The organism is uncultured Leifsonia sp., from assembly GCF_945957465.1.
Lineage (GTDB): Bacteria > Actinomycetota > Actinomycetes > Actinomycetales > Microbacteriaceae > Leifsonia.
The window spans coordinates 1-14678 of the sequence record NZ_CAMFLC010000064.1; the positions used below are offsets into that span (position 1 = coordinate 1).

Consider the following 14678-nt stretch of genomic DNA (forward strand, 5'->3'; position numbering starts at 1 on the left):
CCCCTGGGCGAGCGCGGGCGCCGCCATGGCGAGGCTGAAGGACAGGGCGGCGGCAATCACGCCCGCGCGCTGGGGCCCGTCGGCCCCTCCAGGGTCGCCGGGCGGCGGGACCCTTCCCGCCGCCCGGCTCCCCCCTCTCCCGCTCTTCCTCTCGGAGGCACACATGTCAACGCCGAACGTCGTCGCCCCCTCATCAACGAAGAACGCCGGCAAGCCGCCTGAACAGCGCGCCGGGGTCAAGCACAATCGTCGCCAGCAGAGTCGCTGGGCCCTCTACCTGATCATCCCCACGCTCATCCTGCTCGCCGTGGTGATCGGCTACCCGATCGTCAGCGCCGTCGTGATGTCCTTCCAGAAGGACGCCGGGCTCGATCCGGCGACCGGCCTGTTCGTGCAGGGCGGCTTCGCAGGCTTCCAGAACTACGCCCACTGGCTGTTCCAGCAGTGCCAGGGACCCAACGGCACCACGATCTCCTGCCCGCCGGGCAACCTGGGATCGACCTTCTGGAGCGCCGTCGGGGTGACCTTCTTCTTCACCGTCACCACCGTGATCCTCGAGACCATCCTCGGACTCTGGTTCGCGCTCATCATGAACCGCGCCTTCCGCGGCCGCGGCTTCGTCCGCGCGGCCATCCTGATCCCGTGGGCCATTCCCACCGCCGTCACCGCGAAGCTGTGGTTCTTCATCTTCTCGGTCGCGGGCGTCGCCAACGCCGTCCTCAACGCCCACATCCTGTGGACGAGCGACGAGTGGGCGTCCCGGTTCGCGGTCATCATCGCCGACACCTGGAAGACCACGCCGTTCATGGCGCTGCTCATCCTGGCCGGCCTCCAGATCATCCCGGAGGACGTCTACGAGGCGGCGAAGATGGACGGCGCGAGCACCTGGCAGCGATTCTGGCGCGTGACGATGCCGCTGCTGAAGCCGGCACTGATGGTCGCGGTGCTGTTCCGCGTCCTCGACGCCCTCCGCATCTACGACCTGCCGCAGATCCTGACAGGCGGTGGAGGCGGAACCGGCCATGCGACGACGACGCTGTCGATCCTCGTGGTCGATCAGATCCGCCAGGGCTTCAACTCGGCGGCCGCCCTCTCGACCATCACGTTCATCCTGATCTTCCTCGTGGCGTTCATCTTCGTGCGGTTCCTCGGCACGAACGTGGTGCGAACACAGGAGACGCAAGCGAAGGGAGCGAAGGGATGACCACCGTCGCCGGCCCCGCCTCGGCCACCGCAGAGGCGAACGCACTGCCCCGCACCCGGACGAAGAACCGCTCCAGGTCGCGCAACCGCAACCAGAGCATCCGCACGATCGTGCAGGCGCTGGTGATCGTGCTCTGGTGCCTGCTGCCCTTCTACTGGATGGTGGTCACGTCGTTCCGCGACGTCGGCTACACCAGCGACAACACGCCGTGGTTCACGCACGTCACGTGGGACAACTACGTGACGGCGCTGTCCACGAACCTGGGCAACCACCTCGGCCAGGCGCTGCTGAACTCGCTGTTCATCGGCGTCTGCGTGACGGCCATCTCGCTCGTCGTCGGCATCTTCGCCTCGTACGCGCTCGCGCGGCTCGACTTCAAGTTCAAGGGCGTCATCCTCGGGATCATCCTGGCCGCGTCGATGTTCCCCGGCGTCGCGCTCATCACGCCGCTGTTCCAGCTGTTCACGAACATCGGCTGGATGGGCACGTACCAGGCGCTGATCATCCCGGAGATCTCGTTCGCCCTGCCGCTGACGGTCTACACGCTCGTCTCGTTCTTCCGCGAGATGCCGTGGGATCTGGAGGAGGCCGCGCGGATCGACGGGTGCACGCAGGCACAGGCGTTCCGCAAGATCATCCTGCCGCTGGCCGCGCCCGCCGTGTTCACCACCGCCATCCTCGCGTTCATCTCCTCGTGGAACGAGTTCCTGATCTCGAGCCAGCTGTCCAGCGACGCGACGCAGCCGGTCACCGTCGCCATCGCCTCCTTCACCGGCAGCCAGCCGCACCAGGAGCCGTACACCGCCGTGATGGCGGCCGGTACGATCGTGACTGTCCCGCTCATCATCCTGGTGCTGATCTTCCAGCGCCGGATCGTCGCGGGTCTGACCGCAGGTGGAGTGAAGGGCTGACCCGATGCGCAGGAACGAGCCGAAGGAGTTCGTCGATGTCGGTCTCGGCTTCGTCGGCTTCTTCGGGGTCGTGTTCGTGATCATCACGGCCGCCTGCGAGCTCACCGGTGAGCCGGCACTCGCCTGGGCCCTCGTCTCGCTCGTGCTCGTCGTCATCTTCATCCTGCTCCTGCAGGCGCGCCGCCGGATCACGGCGGCGCGCCTGAGGGCGGAAGAGGCGCGGGCAACCCAGGACTCCTGACGGGACGCGCATGGCTGGAATCGAGGAGGTCGCGCGCGCGACCGGCGTCTCCACGGCAACGGTCTCGCGGGCGCTGCGGGGGCTCCCGAACGTGTCGGACACAACTCGTGCCGCAGTGCGGCGGGCAGCCGACGAGCTCGGCTACGTCGCGTCGTCGAGCGCGTCGGGGCTGGCCAGCGGGCGCACGCTCGCGCTCGGCGTCGTCGTGCCGTCGGTGAGCCGGTGGTTCTACACCCAGGTGCTGGAGGGTGTGGACTCGGAGCTGCGCTCGGCCAGCTACGACATGATCCTCTTCAATCTCGGCGGCCATCGCGGAGACCGCGAACGGGTCTTCCACCGCAGCATCCTGCGCAAGCGCACGGACGCCCTTCTCGCGCTCTGCCTCGACTTCACCTCCGACGAACGCGAGCAGCTGGCCTCCCTGGGCCACCCGACGATCGTCGTCGGCGGCCCGGTCAAGGGGCTGCGCAGCGTCGGCATCGATGAGAAGGCGACGGCGCGCGCGGCGACCGAGCACCTCATCGGCCTGGGCCACACCGACATCGCCCACCTCGGCGGCGAGGACGAGGAGGGCCTGAACAGCAACGTCCCGCTGGGCCGGCTGCGCGGCTTCGAGAAGGCGATGCGCTCGGCGCACCTCACGGTGCGGCCGGAGTGGGTCATCCCGGGCGGTTTCACTCTTCCGGAGGGGCGCGCGGCGACGAACCGGCTGCTCGACCGGCCGGGACCGCGCCCGACGGCCGTGTTCGCCGGATCCGACGAGATGGCGATGGGGGCCATCCTGGCCGCGGGCGATCACGGGCTGCGGGTGCCGGAGGACCTTTCGGTCATCGGCATCGACGACCACGACTACTCCGAGTGCTTCGGGCTGACGACGATGGCCCAGAGCCCGTTCGAGCAGGGGGCGGTCGCCACGCGGATCCTGCTCGACGAGCTGGGCGGCGCGGACCCGCGCCCGCAGTCCGTACGCGCGGAGGCCACGCTGGTCGTCCGGCGGTCGACCGCTCCCCCACGCTGACGACGGATCGGCGTTTCGGCGGGGATCTGCGCGCAAAAGAGCGAATCAGGGCCGATATGAACGATCGAAGCCCGGCGATCTGAAACAATGGGTGAACCGGTCGTCGGCCGATCGCGCCTTTCGGGTAGGCACGATCGCCCGCCGACGGCCGTCCGTGTTCTCCGCTCCTAGCGCGAGCACGGGAGGAGCCGCCCTGACTAGGACAGGGCGGCTCCTCGCATTTCCGCGACGCACCTCGTCACGGGGGCCGGCTCAGTCGGCGTCGGCGAGCGCGAGGATCTCGGCCTCCTGCTGCGGAGTCTCCTGCGGCGCGTCGACGCGGCGGAGGTGCCTGTGACCGAGCATCACGAGAGCGACGGCGATCAGCACGGAGACAGCACCGGCGTAGAAGGGCGTCGCCCGCGCGAAGGCGGTCGCCAGCAGGGTCGCCGCCGGGGGGGCGATCGCGCCGCCCAGGAACCGGACACCCGAGTAGGCGCTGGAGGCGACGGATCTCGGCAGATCGGTGGCCTCCATCACGCACTCGGTCAGCACCGTGTTCAGGATGCCCAGGAGCAGGCCGCCCACGATCACGCACACGATCAGCGCCGCCATCGAGCTCACGAACAGTCCGGCAGCGGCCAGGTCGAGGGCCAGCAGGGGCATGATGAGCCAGAGCACCCTGGTGCGTGGCAAGCGGGCCGTGAGCAGGGGCGCGACCCACACCGAGGTGACGGCCAGCGCGACGCCCCAGCCGAAGAAGATCAGGCCGAGTGTGATCGCGTCGGTGATGCCGAGGTCGGCGAGCGCGAACGGCGTGTAGGCGAGCAGGACGAAGAAGCCGATGTTGTAGAACAGTGCCGCCGCCGCGAGGAAACCGAGCGCCGGCCGGCCCAGGGCGCGGAACGGTGCAGAGAGCGCGGTGGGCTGCGGCTTCTCGGGGTTCTGCTTGAGCATCACGACGATGGCGATGAAGCCGATGGCCATCAGTGTCGCCGTACCGAAGAACGGGCCACGCCAGCTCCAGCTGCCGAGCAGGCCGCCGAGGAGCGGGCCGATCGCGATGCCGAGCCCCAGAGCCGCCTCGTACAGGATGATCGCCGCGGATGTGCCGCCGGCTGCCGCGCCGACGATGGTCGCGAGTGCGGTGGAGATGAAGAGCGCGTTGCCGAGCCCCCAGCCGGCACGGAAGCCGATGATCGACGCCACGTTCTGCGACAGCCCCGCGGCGAGCGCGAAGACGACGATGAGCGCGAGACCGATCAGCAGAGTGCGCTTGGCGCCGATCCGGCTGGAGATCCAGCTCGTGAAGAACATCGCGACGCCCGTGATCAGCAGGTAGCTGGTGAAGAGCATCTCGGTCTGCGTCGGCGTCGCCTTCAGGCTGGCCGCGATCGCGGGGAGGATCGGGTCCACGAGACCGATCCCCATGAACGCGATGACGGACGCGAAGGCGACGGCCCAGACGGCGGTCGGCTGCTTGAGGATGTTGTCCGGCTTCTGATGAGACATGGACGGGTGAGGCCTCCTCGGCGGTTGTGAAAGCGGTGATGAAGAACGGGGCGAAGGTCAGCGACCGGCGACGGCTGCGGATGCCGCGACGGAGAGCTCGGCTCGCGATGCGATGACCTCGACGGTGCAGCGCATCGCGGCGAGTTCGTCCACGCTGAGGTCGGCGAACATCGGCACCAGCGCGTCGGACAGCGCATCGCGCCAGGCCTGGAGCGCAGCGGTGCCCGCGTCGGTGATCGCGATCTGCCAGGCCCGCGCATCGTCGGTGTCGGCGATGCGCTTGACCCATTCCGACTCGACGAGATTGCGCACGATCTTGGTCATCGTGGGCTGCGAGACGCGACTCTGAGCGGCGAGCTCGCCCAACCTCATCGGCCCTGCGCTCAGCAGGACGCTCAGTGTGCGCCAGGTCGCGGGCGACTCGGTGTTGCCCGTGACGCGTGCAGCGAGACGGATGAGCCGGTGACTGGCGACGACCAGGTCGCCCAGGGTCTCGCGGAGTTGCGCGGTGTCGATGCCGCCTGTCGGGGAGGTCAGGGTTTCGGTCACGCAGACCATTTTATATAGCCTGACTATATAAATCAAGTCCCTATCCTGCTTCCGTGCGCATCGCCCGTTGGTTCCTCCCCGTCGCGGCCGCTCTGTCGGTCGCAGGGCTCGTCAGCGCGGTCCCTGCGTCGGCGGGCTGGAGCGCCCGCGTCACGGCGACCGGCTCGGTCACCGTCGGCCGCGAGTCCGTCACGATCACCCCGACCGCGGTCAGCACCGTGATGACCAACGACCTCTACCAGACGACGTATCTGGTGAACGTCACGAACAACCAGGCCTCCGCCACCTTCGCCGGCAGCTCGAACGTCACCCTGAGCGCGTTCTCCGCCTCGACCCCCGCGACCGGCCTCGGAGCCCTCCTCTCGGCGGTGATCTGGCCGGTCGCCTCGGCTGCGGCGTGCACGACGGCGAGCAATCCCGTGCCCGGAGCAGTCGCCGGCGCGTGGTCGGACGGCGTCACGAGCCGGGCCGTCGCGGTCGCCCCCGGTGCGAGCGCCCTCTTCTGCGTTCGAGGGATGCCGACGGGAGGGTCGAGCTCCGCCACGAACAGCGGCCAGAGCAGGCAGAACCTGGCGGCCGCACTGGGCTCCCCGTCGGGGACGATGAGCTTCACACCCTCGTTCCGCGCTGAGATCGCTCTCGGGAATGTGACCGACCAGGCGACGGCCGACTCCGATCCGATCACCACCTCGCTGATCTACCCGTTCCGCCCGCTCACGAACCTCACGACCTATTACCAGGTCAAGCCCCAGAACATCCTCACCCCCGCCGCGCTGTGCCTCGACCTCCGCGGTGGCGTGGGCGCCACCGCGGGATCGGGGATGGGCACGTACGCGTGCCACGACATCGGCACCGATGTTAGTCTCGGCAATCAGGCGATCGCCATGCTTCCCATCAACGGAGCAAGCGCCGTCCAGTTGCGCGTCAGGACGACCGCTTCGAACAACGGCTACCTGACGGCAGGCGGCACCAGCCCCGGCGGCAGCGTGACGGTCAACGGCTCGTTCCCGACGCTTGCGCAGCAGCAATGGATTCCGCAGGAAGTGTCGAACGCCGGCGGTTCGCGCCTCCAACTGGTCAACGCCGTATCCGGACTCTGCCTGACGGCTCCGGCATCCGCCGATCTGGTGACCATGCAGCCGTGTGCAAGCGACGCCGCGATGCAGACGTACTGGTACCCGGTGGCTCTGCCGTTCCCCTGAGCCTCACCGCCGAGCCATCACGAAGGCCTGCCGCGACTTCTCCGGTGCGATGGGCTCGCGCACGAGTTCGGCGAACGGCGCGAAACCGGCGCCGACGAGACGATGTCGCACGCGAGCGGGCGACTGGCGGCGGGTGCGCAGCTCGATCTGGTGCCCGTAGGCCCGGCGCAGGTGCACGACATCCTCGTCGCCGCGTTCGCTCACCTGGAAGGCCAGCAGCGCCAGCCCGCCCGGTCGGAGCACTCGCGCCAGCTCCGCGAACACGACGCCCTGCCGGTCCTGTGGGATATGGATGATCGAATACCACGCCAGCGCACCTGCCAGCTCGCCGTCCCGGATCGGCAGCGCGGCCATCGACGCCACCTCGAACGGAACGGACGGGTGATCGCGGCGCGCGACCTCGATCATCCGCGGAGCGATGTCGACGCCGCGCATATCGGCCCCGATCCCCGCCAGGAATCCCGCGACCCGGCCCGGCCCGCAGCCCAGGTCGGCGATCGGGCCACCGCCGGCGGCATCCACCTGTTCGACGAACGCGGTCAGCAGCCCGCGCTCCAGCGGTCGCTCGTCGAGTTCGTCCGCCAGCAGAGCCGCATAATCGTCGGCGACGGCGTCGTAGGCGACGCGCGCCTCCTCTTCGCTCTCCACCCTCCGACCCTAGAGCGGTGGATGGACGAACGCCCCCATCCACTCGGATGAGGGCGTTCGTGTTCTCCTTGGGGTTCTACCGCAGGTACCGATCGTAGAGCAGGGTCCTGCGGCACAGATCCGGCGGGTGAGCGCCGTCGTCGCGGTGGTCGCCGTGCAGGAGCGCGGACCCGAACCCGCGCAGGGTGGAGGCGAAAGTACGCCAGGTATTCATCGTGGTTTCTTCTTCCGGTCGTGCGTCCTTGCACACCGATGCACGCGGGCAGGCGCGATCGGACGCTCTGGTGGGGTGAGCGTCCGCGCCGCAGCCGATCGTGCGCGCCGAGCCTCAGCTCTTAACGCACGAAGGGCGCCGCCCCGTCACGGGGGCGACGCCCTCCACAACGCGGAACACTCTGTTACAGAAGGAGTCCGCGTCGCGTGGCTGTGTCAGCCTGCGGTAGAAGAAGCCCCGACGGGGCGTCGACTACTTGAGGGTGACGGTGGCGCCAGCCTCTTCGAGCTGAGCCTTCGCCTTGTCGGCGGTCTCCTTGTTGGCGCCCTCGAGCACGGTGCTCGGCGCGCCGTCAACGAGGGCCTTCGCCTCACCGAGGCCGAGGCTGGTGAGGGCGCGCACCTCCTTGATGACCTGGATCTTCTTGTCACCGGCGGCCTCGAGGACGACGTCGAACGAGTCCTTCTCCTCGACCTCTTCGGCGGCGGCACCCGCACCACCGGCGGCCGGGGCGGCCACGGCGACGGGGGCGGCGGCGGTGACCTCGAAGGTCTCCTCGAACTTCTTCACGAACTCGCTGAGCTCAATGAGCGTGAGCTCCTTGAACGCGTCGAGCAGCTCCTCAGTCGACAGCTTTGCCATGATTTTCTCCTTAGTGTGTGTGGTTACTCACCGCTTGCGGGTCCCGGAGGCCAAAACCCCCGAAAACACTACGCAGCGGACTCCTGCTTCTCACGCAGCGCGTCGACCGTGCGAACGGCCTTCGACAGCGGTGCGTTGAACAGATATGCGGCTCCGAACAGCGAGGCCTTGAAGGCGCCGGCCAGCTTGGCCAGCAGAACCTCACGGGACTCGAGGTCGGCGAGCTTGCCTACCTCTTCTGCGGTCAGCGGGTTACCGTCGAAGTAACCGCCCTTGACCACCAGCAGAGGGTTTGCCTTGGTGAAGTCGCGCAGAGCCTTCGCGACGGCGACGGGGTCGCCGTGCACGAACGCGATCGCGGACGGCCCGACCAGTTCGTCGTCGAACGACGAGATGCCCTGGTTGTTGGCCGCGATCTTGGTCAGCGTGTTCTTCACCACGGCGTACGTCGCGTGCTCACTGATGGACTTGCGCAGCGTCTTGAGCTGAGCAACAGTGAGACCGCGGTACTCGGTCAGCAGAACGGCGGTCGAGCTCTCGAACAGTCCTTCGAGCTCGGCGACCGTGGCTTCCTTGTTCGCCATGGCTACTCCTCGGTTGTCTTCTCGCGCACCGCGGGAGCGGTGCACGCCTCGACCGCGGGAAAAAGAAAAAAGCTCCGGCGCAGGGCACGGAGCTCGTCATCGCAGAGAACTGCGGGAAGTGCTTCACACACCTGCGCGGGCCCCCACCTGAGTGGAACTTCGGACGTGCATGCACGTCGACCAGCGGTCTTTGGCTTCGACAAGGGTACGGGATCGACCGCGCGCACGCAAATCAGTCCGCGCGATGGGCGCGCAGGAAGGCCGTGACGTCGTGCCTGAACCGCGGGTGGAGCGGCACGCCGGCGTGCGAACGGCGCGGGTACACGACGTGCGTCGCCCGAGGCAGCCGTCTGACCGTCTCGTCGGCGAGGGCGATCGGATAGAACACGTCACGCCCCCCGGACACGACGAGCACCGGGGCGGTGACCCGGTCGAGGCGGCTGCGGACGTCGAAGGCGTCCTCGGCCTCCACCAGGGCGCGCAGCCCCACCGGGTCGGACGGTCCGGGCAGTGCCCGGGTGACGAGGCGGACCGCGGGAGCGAGCAGCGGTGCGTCCATCGTCGCCAGCGCGAGCTCACCGGCGGCGGCCGGATCGCCGGTGGCGAGCAGGTCGGCGTAGCGGCGCTGCACCAGCCGGCCTCGGGGTCCGAGCGTGCCCGCGCCGGCGGCCACGACGAGCGAGCCGACGAGGTCGGGATGATCGACGGCGAGCTGCAGCGCGATGCTCGCTCCGGTCGAGATGCCCATCACGGCGGCCCGCCCGCCGAACCGCGTGCGCAGGACCCGCGCGTAGAGCGCGGCGATCTCCGCCATGGTCGCACCCGGGGTCAGCTGCGCGGGCCGGCCGATGGCGTGCACCCGGTGCGTGTGCGCCGGTCCGCTCACGATCCAGCGCTCGCTGACGGCGTCGAGTCCTCTGGCCCTGCCCGGTTCCGACGGCAGGCCGCGGAAGAAGGCCAGGGGCGGCGCGGCGGGATCTCCGTAGGCGACGGTCGCGAGGAGCGGACTCACTCCGGATCGGTTCCCTGCAGCGCGACCGCGGCCGGAGCGGCCGGCGCTCCACGCTCCGCCGACGCCAACGGAAGCCGCACGGTGAAGACCGTCGACCCCGGCTCGCTGGTCACGGCGACCGTGCCGCCGTGCGCCTCCACGACGGCCAGCACGATCGCGAGGCCGAGCCCGGTCGATCCGGTCGCGCGATTGCGGCTGCTGTCGCCGCGCGCGAACCGCTCGAACAGCGTGGGCTGGAGCTCCTGCGGGATGCCCGGCCCGTCGTCCGAAACCGTCACGATCGCCTCCTGGGCGGCCGGGTCGACCGCGAGGGACGCCACGACCTTCGTCCCCTCCGGCGTATGGACGCGCGCGTTCGCGAGGAGGTTCATGACCACCTGGTGCAGCCGCGGCGCGTCCCCGGTCACCTCGACGGGCTCCTCGGGGAGGTCGATGCTCCACACATGGTCGGGACCGGCCGCGTGCGCGTCGCTCAAGGCGTCGATCAGCAGGAGCGAGAGGTCGACCGGGTCGCGGTCGAGCTCGCGGCCCTCGTCGAGGCGGGCGAGCAGCAGGAGATCCTCGACCAGCGACGTCATCCGGGTGGCCTCCGACTCGATGCGGCCGATCGAACGCGTGATGTCCTGCGGCAGCTCGTGCGGTGAACGGCGGGTCAGCTCGGCGTAGCCGCGGATCGAGGCGAGCGGCGTGCGCAGCTCGTGACTGGCATCGGCGACGAACTGCCGCACCTTCTGCTCGCTCGCCTGGCGGGCGGACAGCGCGGACGCGACGTGGCCGAGCATCCGGTTGAGCGCGGAGCCGACCTTGCCGACCTCCGTGTGCGGGTCGGTGTCCTCCTCCGGCACGCGGACCGACAGCGCGACATCGCCGCGATCGAGCGGCATGTGCGCGACCTGCTCGGCGGTCGACGCCACCCGCGCGAGCGGTTTCATGGCCAGCCGCACCACGAAGCTGGCGATGAGGAAGGCGAAGACCAGCCCGGCCAGAGTCACCAGCACGATCACGAGGGTGATCTGCTGGATCGTCGCGTCGACCTCGCTGAGCGGGAGCCCGATGATGACGCTGTCGCCGTTGTCGAGTTGGGCGGCCGCGATGCGGTACGAGCCCAGCGCCGAGCCGAGGTCCACCGTGCGCGGGGTCTGGTCAGACGGCACGGTGAGCAACGGCAGCGGATTGATCGCCACCTGTTGCGGGCCGAGCGGCTGGTCGGTCGACTGCGTCGTCGGCCGATTCGACAGGATCACGGGGGTGAACAGCAGGCCGCCGCTGGAGCTGCGCACGGCGCCGAGCGTCCCGGTCGGCTGGCCGGGGGTCTGCACGACATCCTGCGCCTGCGGGATCGTCGGGCCGCCGCCGTTGATCCGGTCGGCCGCGTGCTGCCCGCGCGAGAGCGCGCTGGTGAGCTGCGAGTCCAGCCGTTCCACCAGATAGTTCTGCAGAGCGAGGACGCTGACCGTTCCGATCACGGCGCCGAGCACGGCGAGCATCGCGACCACCACCAGCACCACGCGGCTGCGCAGCGTCCAGGTGCGGAACGGGCGGAGGCCGAGGCGCCGGGCGCGCTCACGGCCGGAGGTCGGGGCGCCCGCAGAGCGGGCAGCGGTCATTGCGCGGCCTTCACCATGTAACCCGCGCCGCGGACCGTGTGGATCATCGGGCTACGACCTGCGTCGATCTTCTTGCGCAGGTACGAGATGTAGAGCTCCACGACGCTGGACGATCCGCCGAAGTCGTACGACCAGACCCGGTCCAGGATCTGGGCCTTGCTGAGCACCCGCCGCGGGTTGCGCATCAGGAAGCGGAGCAGCTCGAACTCGGTCGCCGTGAGCTGGATGGGCTCGCCGTCGCGGTGCACCTCGTAGCTGTCCTCGTCGAGCACCAGGTCGCCGACGATGAGCACCGGGTCGTCCTGGTCGGCGACGGCCGCGCGCGACCGGCGCAGCAGGCCGCGGAGCCGGGCGACCAGCTCCTCCAGGCTGAACGGCTTCGTGACGTAGTCGTCGCCTCCCGCGGTGAGCCCGGCGATGCGGTCGTCGAGGGAGTCCTTCGCCGTCAGGAACAGCACGGGTGCCTCGTTGCCGTCCGCACGCATCCGCGACAGCACCTGCAGTCCGTCGATGTCGGGGAGCATGATGTCGAGCACGACGACGTCGGGCTTGAACTCCCGCGACAGCTGCAGCGCCTGCTGGCCGTTGGCCGCCGTCTTGACCTCCCAGTCCTCGTAGTGGAGGGCCATGGCGAGCAGGTCCGTCAGCGTCGCCTCATCGTCCACGACGAGCACGCGGATCGAGCTGCCGTCGGCGCGGCGCAGAAGGGTACGGGGCTGGCTGGAGGGGCCGGAGGCGGCGCGGGCGTTGATGGTCACCTTTCCCATTATGAGGAGCGGACTTGACGGCGACTTTGCGAAACCTATGGAGCGTCTGAGAGAGATCGGCCGTTTCCCCGACCGGGATGTGCGCTTCCTCAGCGCAGTACCGGCGAATCCATAGCTTCGCCATAGAGAGCGGCAAAGCAGTCACCCTAGCTTCCGGATGACTCACTCATTCCGACCCAGAGATATGGAAGCCAATGTTCGGGACATATCTGCGGCGCGAGCTCCTCAATCGCCGCAAGCAGACGGTGATCATCGCGATCGGCATGGCCCTCGCGATCGCGCTCGTCATCATCGTCAACGCCGTCTCCGCCGGCGTCAAGGACGCCCAGGCGGGCGTCCTCCAGTCCGTCTACGGCGTCGGGACCGACATCACGGTCTCGCAGCCCGCGACGGCGCAGAACGCGACGACCCAGCAGGCCCAGGGCGGCGGGCCCCGGTTCGACTTCGGCGCCGACGCCGGAACCGACACCGGCTCCGGCCGCCAGATCAACACCTCGCGGCTGGAGCCCACCCGCGGCGCCACGGTGATGGACGCCTCGGCCCTGACGACCGCGAAGAAGGTCGACAACGTCCAGGCGGCGGCCGGTGTGCTCACTCTGACGAACACGAGCTTCAGCGGCACGCTCCCCAACTTCCAGCAGCTGCGTCAGCAGCGGGAGGCCGGCGGTCAGGCGGCCGCCACTCCCCCGCCGACCGGGGGAGCCGACGGAGCGGGAGGCAGCTCGTTCTCCGTCGACTCCTTCTCGGTCATGGGCCTCGACCCGGCCGGCAAGTCCGTCGGTCCGCTGTCGTCGGTGACGCTCTCGAGCGGTCGTACGTTCACGGCCTCCGACAAGGGGGCGGACGTCGTCGTCCTCGACGCCGCCTACGCCAAGAGCGCCAGCAAGGCCGTCGGCGACACCGTCACCATCGGCGGCACCGCCTTCACAGTGATCGGCATCGTGTCGGCGACCGGTGCCGACTCCACGACGGCGTCGAACGCGTACATCCCGTTGGATGTCGCCCAGACGCTGTCGGGGCAGACCGGCAAGATCTCGTCGGTCTACATCACGGCCGCCTCCGCCAGCGACATCGACCAGATCAAGACCGACCTGACCAAGGCGCTCCCGGGAACGACGGTCAGCACCCAGGCCGACCTGGCGTCCAGCGTCTCCGGCTCGCTCGGCAGCGCCGGCCAGCTGATCTCGAACCTCGGCACCTGGCTGTCGGTGATCGTCCTCGCGGCCGCGTTCCTCATCGCGATCCTGTTCACCATCTCCGGCGTCACCCGCCGCACCCGCGAGTTCGGCACCCTGAAGGCGATCGGCTGGTCCAACCGCCGCATCACCGGCCAGGTGGCCGGCGAGTCGATCGTCCAGGGCCTCATCGGCGGTGTCATCGGCGTTGCTGTCGGGCTCCTCGGCGTCCTGGTCGTCAACATCATCTCCCCGACTCTGACCGGCAGCATCGGCTCCGGCTTCGCCAATGCCGCCGGTCGGACGGGAACGGGCGCCGGTGTGGGGACCGGCGGTACCGGCTCAGGCCGGGCCGGCGGCTTCGGCGGAGGCGGCTTCGGCGGAGGGGGTGGTGCCTTCTCGGGCATCCGCCGCGCGTCGGAGACCACCGCCGACATCGCGCTGCACGCACCCGTCACCGTGTGGATCATCGTCGGCGCGGTCGCCCTCGCCGTCCTCGGCGGCGTGATCGCCGGCGCCATCGGCGGATGGCGCGCGTCGCGCCTGCGTCCCGCCGCCGCCCTGCGCTCGGTCGCCTGATCCGGTCGAGACGACCAGAAGGAGTCATCGTGTACACCCTCACGAACGTCACCAAGAAGTACAGCCAGTCCAAGCGCGAGGTCATCGCACTGAACGACGTCACCCTGGAGATCCCCGACGGCCAGCTCGTCGCCATCCAGGGGCCGACCGGTGGCGGCAAGTCGACGCTGCTGCAGATGCTCGGCGCACTCGACCGTCCGACCTCGGGGTCCGTGGAGCTGGGTCCGGCGAGCCTGTCGAAGCTCGGCGACGGCAAGCTCACCGGCATCCGCGCCACCGAGATCGGCTTCGTCTTCCAGGGCTTCAACCTGATCCCCACCCTGACCGCGCAGGAGAACGTGGAGACCGCTCTCGCCCCGCTGAAGGTCAGCGCCGAGGAACGCAAGCGCCGCGCGGCGGAGGCCCTGGCCTCCGTCGGTCTCGCCGACCGCGGCAGCCACCTGCCGTCCGAGCTCTCGGGAGGTCAGCAACAGCGCGTCGCGATCGCCCGTGCGCTGGTGAAGAACCCCGATGTGCTCCTGGCCGACGAGCCGACGGGCAACCTCGACGAGGAGACCCGCGACGAGATCATGGACCTCCTCGAAGGCCTCTGGCGCGACCGGGGCCTCACCCTGGTCGTGGTCACCCACGACACCGCCGTGGCCAAGCGCGCCCAGCGCCGCCTCCACATCAAGCACGGCCAGGTGCGGGAGGTCGCGTAGCGGGGACTGACCGCCCGCTCGGCGCCCGTCCCCGCGACACCGGGGGCGGGCGCCGGCTCGTCAGAGGGGACGCGACACGCCGCCATCCTGTGCGCGAAGCGGCGGGTCGCCTCCCCCCATCGGCGAATGCTCA

General features: G+C 69.5%; 16 protein-coding genes. 7 read left to right on the forward strand and 9 right to left on the reverse strand.

All coding sequences use genetic code 11. The features are described 5' to 3' along the window. The first annotated feature begins 163 nt into the window (after positions 1-163). The 4 genes from Q0Q23_RS18030 to Q0Q23_RS18045 are packed head-to-tail and all read left to right on the forward strand — an operon-like array spanning position 164 to position 3374. Positions 164-1204 (forward strand): carbohydrate ABC transporter permease, encoded by a 1041-nt coding sequence (locus Q0Q23_RS18030; protein WP_295127438.1) that lies wholly within the window; start codon positions 164-166, stop codon positions 1202-1204. Further along, complete coding sequence (locus Q0Q23_RS18035; RefSeq protein ID WP_295127441.1) at positions 1201-2115, forward strand: carbohydrate ABC transporter permease; 915 nt, start codon at positions 1201-1203, stop codon at positions 2113-2115. Before Q0Q23_RS18030 ends, Q0Q23_RS18035 begins: the two co-directional genes overlap by 4 nt. 4 nt (positions 2116-2119) lie before the next feature. Beyond that, a complete protein-coding gene (locus Q0Q23_RS18040) occupies positions 2120-2356 on the forward strand; it encodes a hypothetical protein (RefSeq protein ID WP_295127443.1) in 237 nt (78 codons plus the stop codon). 10 nt (positions 2357-2366) lie between these two features. Further along, complete coding sequence (locus Q0Q23_RS18045; RefSeq protein ID WP_295127446.1) at positions 2367-3374, forward strand: LacI family DNA-binding transcriptional regulator; 1008 nt, start codon at positions 2367-2369, stop codon at positions 3372-3374. 252 nt (positions 3375-3626) lie between these two features. On the opposite strand, the gene Q0Q23_RS18050 is transcribed toward Q0Q23_RS18045, so the two are convergent. Next, on the reverse strand, positions 3627-4865 hold the full coding sequence (locus tag Q0Q23_RS18050) for an MFS transporter (RefSeq protein WP_295127449.1): 1239 nt from the start codon (positions 4863-4865) through the stop codon (positions 3627-3629). A 57-nt stretch (positions 4866-4922) separates the two neighbouring features. Beyond that, a complete protein-coding gene (locus tag Q0Q23_RS18055) occupies positions 4923-5414 on the reverse strand; it encodes a MarR family winged helix-turn-helix transcriptional regulator (protein WP_295127452.1) in 492 nt (163 codons plus the stop codon). Between the two features lie 53 nt (positions 5415-5467). Between Q0Q23_RS18055 and Q0Q23_RS18060 the strand changes: the two genes are divergently transcribed. After that, positions 5468-6616 carry a hypothetical protein gene (locus Q0Q23_RS18060; protein WP_295127455.1) on the forward strand — a complete coding sequence of 383 codons (1149 nt, stop codon included), beginning with the start codon at positions 5468-5470 and terminating at the stop codon, positions 6614-6616. Between the two features lie 3 nt (positions 6617-6619). Here Q0Q23_RS18060 and Q0Q23_RS18065 read toward each other — a convergent pair whose 3' ends face one another. The 7 genes from Q0Q23_RS18065 to Q0Q23_RS18095 all read right to left on the reverse strand — a co-directional run bounded on the left by Q0Q23_RS18065 (position 6620) and on the right by Q0Q23_RS18095 (position 12090). Continuing rightward, entirely contained in the window at positions 6620-7264 is a 645-nt protein-coding gene (locus tag Q0Q23_RS18065) for a class I SAM-dependent methyltransferase (RefSeq protein WP_295127458.1), read from the reverse strand. A gap of 76 nt (positions 7265-7340) precedes the next feature. After that, positions 7341-7478: a hypothetical protein gene (locus Q0Q23_RS18070; protein ID WP_295127462.1), complete on the reverse strand. Its 138-nt coding sequence runs from the start codon at positions 7476-7478 to the stop codon at positions 7341-7343. Between the two features lie 252 nt (positions 7479-7730). Beyond that, positions 7731-8120: a 50S ribosomal protein L7/L12 gene (gene rplL / locus Q0Q23_RS18075; RefSeq protein WP_018189800.1), complete on the reverse strand. Its 390-nt coding sequence runs from the start codon at positions 8118-8120 to the stop codon at positions 7731-7733. Between the two features lie 68 nt (positions 8121-8188). Next, positions 8189-8704: a 50S ribosomal protein L10 gene (gene rplJ / locus Q0Q23_RS18080; protein ID WP_055917683.1), complete on the reverse strand. Its 516-nt coding sequence runs from the start codon at positions 8702-8704 to the stop codon at positions 8189-8191. A gap of 232 nt (positions 8705-8936) precedes the next feature. Beyond that, positions 8937-9716, reverse strand: a complete 780-nt coding sequence (locus tag Q0Q23_RS18085; RefSeq protein WP_295127472.1) for an alpha/beta fold hydrolase — start codon at positions 9714-9716, stop codon at positions 8937-8939. After that, positions 9713-11323 carry a cell wall metabolism sensor histidine kinase WalK gene (locus Q0Q23_RS18090; RefSeq protein ID WP_295127475.1) on the reverse strand — a complete coding sequence of 537 codons (1611 nt, stop codon included), beginning with the start codon at positions 11321-11323 and terminating at the stop codon, positions 9713-9715. The genes Q0Q23_RS18085 and Q0Q23_RS18090 overlap by 4 nt, the downstream gene beginning before the upstream one ends. Then, a complete protein-coding gene (locus Q0Q23_RS18095) occupies positions 11320-12090 on the reverse strand; it encodes a response regulator transcription factor (protein ID WP_295127478.1) in 771 nt (256 codons plus the stop codon). The genes Q0Q23_RS18090 and Q0Q23_RS18095 overlap by 4 nt, the downstream gene beginning before the upstream one ends. Positions 12091-12284: 194 nt before the next feature. Here Q0Q23_RS18095 and Q0Q23_RS18100 point away from each other — a divergent pair, with 194 nt between their 5' ends. Beyond that, the gene (locus tag Q0Q23_RS18100; protein WP_295127481.1) at positions 12285-13844 is read left to right on the forward strand and encodes an ABC transporter permease; all 1560 of its coding nucleotides are present in this window, start codon (positions 12285-12287) and stop codon (positions 13842-13844) included. Between the two features lie 29 nt (positions 13845-13873). Continuing rightward, entirely contained in the window at positions 13874-14545 is a 672-nt protein-coding gene (locus Q0Q23_RS18105; RefSeq protein WP_295127484.1) for an ABC transporter ATP-binding protein, read from the forward strand. The last annotated feature ends 133 nt before the right edge of the window (positions 14546-14678 follow it).

Bases quoted from the DNA above. Each gene is read 5' to 3' on its own strand.
- Q0Q23_RS18030 (WP_295127438.1), top strand. From the start codon at position 164: ATGTCAACGCCGAACGTCGTCGCCCCCTCATCAACGAAGAACGCCGGC.
- Q0Q23_RS18035 (WP_295127441.1), top strand. From the start codon at position 1,201: ATGACCACCGTCGCCGGCCCCGCCTCGGCCACCGCAGAGGCGAACGCA.
- Q0Q23_RS18040 (WP_295127443.1), top strand. From the start codon at position 2,120: ATGCGCAGGAACGAGCCGAAGGAGTTCGTCGATGTCGGTCTCGGCTTC.
- Q0Q23_RS18045 (WP_295127446.1), top strand. From the start codon at position 2,367: ATGGCTGGAATCGAGGAGGTCGCGCGCGCGACCGGCGTCTCCACGGCA.
- Q0Q23_RS18050 (WP_295127449.1), bottom strand. From the start codon at position 4,865: ATGTCTCATCAGAAGCCGGACAACATCCTCAAGCAGCCGACCGCCGTC.
- Q0Q23_RS18070 (WP_295127462.1), bottom strand. From the start codon at position 7,478: ATGAATACCTGGCGTACTTTCGCCTCCACCCTGCGCGGGTTCGGGTCC.
- rplL (WP_018189800.1), bottom strand. From the start codon at position 8,120: ATGGCAAAGCTGTCGACTGAGGAGCTGCTCGACGCGTTCAAGGAGCTC.
- rplJ (WP_055917683.1), bottom strand. From the start codon at position 8,704: ATGGCGAACAAGGAAGCCACGGTCGCCGAGCTCGAAGGACTGTTCGAG.
- Q0Q23_RS18090 (WP_295127475.1), bottom strand. From the start codon at position 11,323: ATGACCGCTGCCCGCTCTGCGGGCGCCCCGACCTCCGGCCGTGAGCGC.
- Q0Q23_RS18095 (WP_295127478.1), bottom strand. From the start codon at position 12,090: ATGGGAAAGGTGACCATCAACGCCCGCGCCGCCTCCGGCCCCTCCAGC.
- Q0Q23_RS18100 (WP_295127481.1), top strand. From the start codon at position 12,285: ATGTTCGGGACATATCTGCGGCGCGAGCTCCTCAATCGCCGCAAGCAG.